The organism is Protofrankia sp. Cj5 (assembly GCF_917627405.1).
Lineage (GTDB): Bacteria > Actinomycetota > Actinomycetes > Frankiales > Frankiaceae > Protofrankia.
In genome coordinates, this window is the sequence record NZ_CAKJTO010000048.1 from 1 (window position 1) to 6,292 (window position 6,292).

6 protein-coding genes are annotated in these 6,292 nt (G+C 67.8%); 3 read left to right on the forward strand and 3 right to left on the reverse strand.

What is annotated here, in order from left to right:
* Positions 1-1,062, forward strand: a 1,062-nt coding sequence (locus tag MJ777_RS12315; RefSeq protein WP_239376211.1) for a MinD/ParA family protein, incomplete at its 5' end; no start/stop codon positions are given.
* On the opposite strand, the gene MJ777_RS12320 is transcribed toward MJ777_RS12315, so the two are convergent.
* Positions 1,036-2,319, reverse strand: a complete 1,284-nt coding sequence (locus MJ777_RS12320) for an FAD-dependent oxidoreductase (RefSeq protein ID WP_239376213.1) — start codon at positions 2,317-2,319, stop codon at positions 1,036-1,038. The two genes, MJ777_RS12315 and MJ777_RS12320, sit on opposite strands and share 27 nt — an antisense overlap.
* Position 2,320: 1 nt before the next feature.
* The gene (locus tag MJ777_RS12325; RefSeq protein ID WP_239376229.1) at positions 2,321-3,319 is read right to left on the reverse strand and encodes a DUF5926 family protein; all 999 of its coding nucleotides are present in this window, start codon (positions 3,317-3,319) and stop codon (positions 2,321-2,323) included.
* A 439-nt stretch (positions 3,320-3,758) separates the two neighbouring features.
* On the opposite strand from MJ777_RS12325, the gene MJ777_RS12330 reads away from it, so the two are divergent.
* The gene (locus MJ777_RS12330) at positions 3,759-4,235 is read left to right on the forward strand and encodes an ATP-binding protein (RefSeq protein WP_239309985.1); all 477 of its coding nucleotides are present in this window, start codon (positions 3,759-3,761) and stop codon (positions 4,233-4,235) included.
* A gap of 119 nt (positions 4,236-4,354) precedes the next feature.
* Entirely contained in the window at positions 4,355-5,074 is a 720-nt protein-coding gene (purQ, locus tag MJ777_RS12335) for a phosphoribosylformylglycinamidine synthase subunit PurQ (RefSeq protein ID WP_239376215.1), read from the forward strand.
* Between the two features lie 126 nt (positions 5,075-5,200).
* Here purQ and MJ777_RS12340 read toward each other — a convergent pair whose 3' ends face one another.
* Positions 5,201-6,217: a hypothetical protein gene (locus MJ777_RS12340; RefSeq protein WP_239344724.1), complete on the reverse strand. Its 1,017-nt coding sequence runs from the start codon at positions 6,215-6,217 to the stop codon at positions 5,201-5,203.
* Between the last annotated feature and the right edge of the window lie 75 nt (positions 6,218-6,292).

A 6,292-nucleotide genomic window follows, 5' to 3' on the forward strand; every position in this document is an offset into this window, starting at 1 on the left:
AGCACCGAGTACCCGGCACCAGCGCCTGGTATCCGTCCCGCTGGCCATGACACAGCGGCTGATACGCCCGCTCTGACGCCGTCCCCGAACGGCGCGCCCGGCAGACTCATGACCAGCGCGTTACTGCCGGCTCAGCCAGACAGCGCATCTCGGGGCTGGCGGAAACTGGTTTTCAAGGCATCCGGTGGAACGATCAACCCGGGGCCGTCCGCCGACGAGGTACGCCATCGGCGCCTGATCACGCACATCCGCACCCCCCTGTATGACTGCCACCGGATCGCGGTCATGTCGCTCAAGGGCGGTGTCGGCAAGACCACGACAACCGTGGCCCTCGGGTCGACGCTGGCGAGCCTGCGCGGGGACCGGGTGGTGGCGATCGACGCGAACCCGGACCGCGGCACGCTGGGCGCGAAAGTACCACGGACATGCACGAACACCGTACGTGATCTACTCGACAACGCCGGCTCGCTGGACCGTTATGTGGATGTCCGCAGATACCTGTCACAGGCCGACAGCCGCCTGGAGGTGCTCGCCTCCGCGAACGCGCCCGAGATCTCGCAGGCGTTCGCCGACACCGACTACCTTGCCGTCGACGGCATCCTGCAGCGGCACTACTCGATCCTGCTGACCGACTGTGGCACCGGGATCCTGCACAGCGCCATGCCCGCCGTCCTCCGGCTCGCCGACACGCTGGTGATCGTCAGCAGTTCCAGCGCGGATGGCGGCTCATCCGCCAGCGCCACGCTGGACTGGCTGGACGCGCACGGGTACGCGGCCCAGGTGCGAGCAGCGGTAACGGTTATCTCGACGTTCCCGACAAACGGGGAATCCGTGGACCTGAGCACTCTCGAACAGCATTTCACCGCCCGTACCCGGCGAGTCGTCCGGGTACCCTACGATCCGCATCTGGCAATTGGTGGACGCATCATGCTGGAAGGAATGCGAAAGGCGACCAGACAGGCATTCCTCGAAATCGCTGGCGCCGTCGCCGAACGGTTTGGGCAGACAGGTTCACGGCCTGTCCCGACGGTCCGGTCAGCGGGTGATCGCGGCGGTCACTGAACGGACACCGGGGCGTCGCAACTGCCGGGCCACTGTGGTGCGGCCGTCCACGATCCGCCCGAACAGGCCGAACGTACCCGGCATGCAGGTCAGCAACGCGTGCAGTAACCCGGGATGGCGCGTGTAGACCGCCTGTACCTCGCGGCCGGCGTCCATCTCAGGGCCAAGCACCGCTTCGACGCGCCTGGGATAGTCCACGAGCGCGCAGGGGTCACCGAGGGCGGCTCGGGCCGCGGCCTCGCCGGCAAGGCGGCCCGAACGGAGCGCGAAGGAGATGCCTTCGCGCGTCCACGGGTCGAGCAGACCCGCCGCGTCGCCGGCAACCAGCACCCTGCCCCGGCGCAGCGGCGAACCAACGGCCCGCACCCTCGTCAGATGCCCGGAGTCGTGCAGCGGTGTCACCGCGTCCAGACCGAGACCGCGCACCAGATCGGTGTAGTAGGAACGAAGCGCGCCGCCGTGTGCCCGCGAACCGATCACACCGACCGTGAGCGCTTCCCCCTTCGGGAACAGCCAGGCGTATGAACCGGGGACCGGGCCCCAGTCGAGCAGCACCCGGCCGGCCCAGCGCCGCGCGGTCGGGGCGCTCACCGGGAACTCACCCTCCAGCCCCACGTCCACCTGGTCGCACCGGACGCCCACATAACCACCGGTCCGCCCGGACGCGCCGTCAGCTCCGACAACGACTCGGGCACGCAGGCCGGGCCCGCCCCGCACCGACACCTCGACGCAACCAGCCTGCCGCCGCTGGAACTCCTCGGCCGCACGGACCTCGCCGCCGTCCGGTCCGTCCGGTCCTCCGTCCGGTCCTCCGTCCGGTCCTCCGTCCGGTCCGTCCAGTCCGGTGACTTCACGCAGGCCGGTGACGTGGACACCCGTCCGCAGGCTCGCCCCGGCGGCACAGGCCGAGTCCGCCAGCGCCCGGTCGAACTCCGAACGCATCACCATGGACAGCATCGGCCGGCCCGGCCGCCGCCTGGTCCGTGCCAGCCGGCCGTTGAGAGTGACCGTGAGCTGGTCAATGCTCGCACGGACCAGGTTAGACAGATCGACACCGGCATGATCGGCAGACAGGCCGACCAAACCGCCGCCACAGGTCTTGTACCGGGGAAGCTCAGCCCGCTCAAGCAGACAGACGGTGGCGCCGGCCCTGGCCGCCGCACGGGCGGCGCTGGCTCCCGCCGGACCGGCACCGATCACTATCACGTCGAACATCTCGCCTGGAGTACCCGACCGATCAGGAATATCGACTGGCATATTAACGTAGCGTGAGAGTCCGGCCCACGACGCCGGCGCGCATCCGGCGTTGCGACGGATCCAGCGGGGTCCGGTCGGCGACCGCATGTTCCAACCGGACCCGCAGCTCGCTGGCTGGTTCCTCACAACTGTCCGCATCAGCGCCCGGGGCAAGGTCCCATACCGGCACGACCAGACCGTCGGCCCGGAACGATCCGACAAAACGGGACCCGCCACCAACCGTGAGGCAACCTGCCGCGGCCAGCCGCGCGAGAGCATCCAACAGGGGCTCCTCCGCATAGGCCTGAACCCACCGCAGGTGTGCCCGTTCCCCCGGACGGCACCAGTAAGCCGCGTCAACCGAGGTCAAGCGGGCGGTCGGGACGACAGCCGCGTTTGCCCGCTCGAGTGCGGCAGCAACTTCCGGAGCAGGGCCGCTGCCGTCCTCGGACGCTGGGATCCACCAGGTGAACCCGGCGTGGACCGTAATGTCCAACGGGGCTGGATCAAGGATGTCCAGCAGTGTCGGGCCGGGCTGGGTGTCATCCGCGCGGGCACCGCCCGCTGGCGCCCGCGGTGGGACGACCGGACCCGCGGGTTGCGCGGCGAGTGCCGCGAGCAGCGCCCGCGCGATGTCCGCGCCCGCGTCGTCGCTGGGCACGCCCGTCTGCATCGCCAGGAGAATCTCGCCGTTCTCCCGGACGATGGCGGGAACCGCCTGCGGCAGCATCGTGCCGAGCAGGATCGAGCGGTCGGCGTGTTCGGGATGGTCCGCGAGGTAACCGGCGGAGAGCTTGAGTGGAGCGGTCGCGCTGGGCACCAACTCACGCAGAGCCACCAGATCAGGCTCATCAGCCCGGCCGGCAAAAGGCCGCAGGACGGGCGCGGGCCGCCGCCGTACCCCGTGACATGCTTTGTAACGGCGCCCCGACCCACAGGGACACGGTGACCGCGGCCCGACAACGGGGAATTCTGCCTCACCGGCCCTGGAAACGCCCCGCGGTGTCCCGGGTACGGCCAGGTCAGCCTCGTTGGACACGCCAGGCCCGGACGAGCCGGATCCGGCGAAAGACGGCACGGGACGGCGGGCGGTCTGTCTGCGGGTGATCGGGTGCTCCTCGGCTTGACGGATCGGCTTCACAGATGCTGGCAGCGCCAGGCTAATACCTGCGGCCAGCGCGTCCCATCAACCCGTCCATGTCACCGTCCAGTTCGTACTGGATCTGCCACGCCGCGGCACGGGAGGGGACGCGGACCATCGCCCGCCCACCGGCAACGGGTCTGGCGGGCGGGCCGGAATCACCGGAACACGCATCATCGGCTCCTCGGTCACGGCGAGTCCAGGATCTCGTGCGGCCCCTGAAGCAGGCGAGCAGGCGAGAAAATCATGATCGAAAACCCTTCGGCCGCCAGGAAACCAGAGCCGGTTAGCCGTCACTCACCGGGGTAGGAGTTCGAACATGGAGATCAGATTTTCGCTGTCGCTCCCCCGGGACGAGATCTCCATTCCTGTTGTCCGCCGGATGTGCACGCAGTCGCTGAAGGTTCTCGGCGCGCACCAGGAGTGTGTGGACGATGTGGAACTCGCGCTCACCGAGGCATGCGCCAACGTGCTAAAACATGCCCAAGGGCTCGATTGGTACGAGGTCTCGGTCAACGTCGACAACCAGGTGGCCGCCATCGAAGTACTGGATAACGGCGGCGGCTTCGACGTCTTCCAGATAGACACTATGATTCTTGAGGCGTCCGCCAATGACGCGATCTGCGAAGACGGCCGTGGCATCTACGTCATGTACGCACTTATGGACAATGTCCAGTTCGATATTGTGGATGGCCCGCACCCCGGCATCCGGGTGCATCTGGAAAAACTACTGCAATGGGACGAGAGCTCGCCCGCCAGCCGGCTGGAACGCGCCCCCGCCCGCTGCGGCTCCTGAACGCACGGCCGCCCCTCGTCGCTACTGGAGACCCGGCGCCCGCAGCCTCGCGATCCACCCACCCGGACGTCGCTCCCTGATCGAATGACGACTTCCGAAACACGCCGTAAGCTGCCCGCATGAGCAGCGGCCAGCGCGGAACAGCCGGCGGAGCGTCACCGGTGACGCGAAGAATTGGTGTGGTGACCTTTCCGGGCTCCCTGGATGACCGGGACGCCGCGCACGCCATCCAGCTCGGCGGTGGCGAGGCTGTTGCGCTCTGGCATGGTGACACCGAGCTGAGCGGGGTGGACGCGGTGGTGCTGCCCGGCGGATTCTCCTATGGCGACTATCTTCGCGCCGGGGCGATTGCTCGTTTTTCCCCCATGGTCGGCGCGGTCGTGGACGCGGCCCGCGACGGGCTGCCCGTCCTCGGTATCTGCAACGGATTTCAGGTGCTGTGTGAGGCCGGGCTGCTGCCCGGGGCGCTCTCCCGCAACGTAGGCCTGCATTTCGTCTGCCGGGACCAGCGGCTGCGGATGGAAAACACGTCGACCGCGTGGACCTCGGAATACACGCCCGGCGCCGATGTGATCATCCCCGTAAAACACGGTGAGGGCCGCTATATCGTGCGCCCGGCAACACTCGCCCAGCTCGAGTATGACGGCCTGGTTGTTGCCCGCTACCTCGGCGGGAACCCGAACGGATCGGTCGCCGACATAGCCGGCGTCTGCAATGCCGGCGGCACGGTTGTCGGGTTGATGCCGCATCCCGAGCATGCCGTCGAGCCGCTGACCGGCCCGGGATCGGACGGTCTGGCAATGTTCCGGCCGGTGGTTTCCGGCATATTCACCGGCTGATCGATGCCGTAGCCGGCGATGCGGGCGGCGGCGTCGCCGAGGAATACGGCGAAGGCGTCCTCCCTTCGTTCCGGCGCCCCAGCTCATCGTGCTCAGCCACCCGATTCCCTCACCACGCATGCGCGCTCAGCGACGGATCGCCAACCGGTACCTCTCTCGCTGCCGATTGTCATCAGCGAAGAAGTACTCCAGCAGGTCGTGCAGGTAGCCCGGGTCGGGCACACGTCTCGACGGCGGTATGTACTGTTTCACCCGAAAGGATCCACAGCCGAGGTTGTACATCGTGTACAGACCCAGTTTCAACCGGTCGAGTTCGGCGAGGATGTGGTCGGGCAGCGGATTTTCCTCATCCTCTTCAGAGGCCGTCTCGACGACCAGGCTCGGACAGTGCGCCCAGCGTCCATGAGCCGCGGCTTCGTAGAGTGACTCCAGCCGATTGGCGTCGACCGCCCGCTTGATTTCAAAAGACGAAATCGTGAGGACAACGTCGGGCAGCAGATACGAACTCCAGACCTCGACCGCCGCGACGTCCGGCCGGGACCACTGGCCGCTGGCCCGCGCCCGCCTACGCGCGGTAGCTGTCTCTCGGATGTGGCTGAACGTAAGTCCCGCTGTGTCGATCTCACTCTGGTACCAGTCGACGAACGGCCGGTACAGTTCGGATTCCCGGCGTACCAGCTGGCCGGGGCCGGTGGCGGCGGATCCCGCGTCGTCGATGTGCGTTTCGAGCAGCTCATCGCCGGCTGGCTGGGACACATCGTCAGCGCGGGCGACCGTGCCCCCGCGGCCCCGCCCGATCCGGACGAGACCGGCGGTCTTCAGCTCGTCCAGAGCCAGTCGATAACGGTCGTTCGTGATCCTTACAGCGCTGCGCAACCGCAGGCCGCCAACGGGAGTGCCGTCAGGCGGCAGCTGGTCGAAAACAACGAGCGCGTCACGGGAAACGTTCGGCTGGGTCCGCTCGATCGGTGCCCGGCGGATCCGCCGCCCCTCCACAATCGCCATACCCGCGAGAACGAGCTCCGCCACCGCGTCATCGAACTGCGCGTCCGCCATACGGAGCCGCTTCCGCAACGTTCCGCAGTTCAACGGTGCCGGCCCGATTTCCGGATACAGTTCCGCCGCCGTTCTGGAAAGTGCCATCATCCCCTCGCCATCGTCCCCTCGCTGTCAGCTCCTCGCTGTCAGCCCGGCACAGTGCGAGCGCGTGTGAGATCG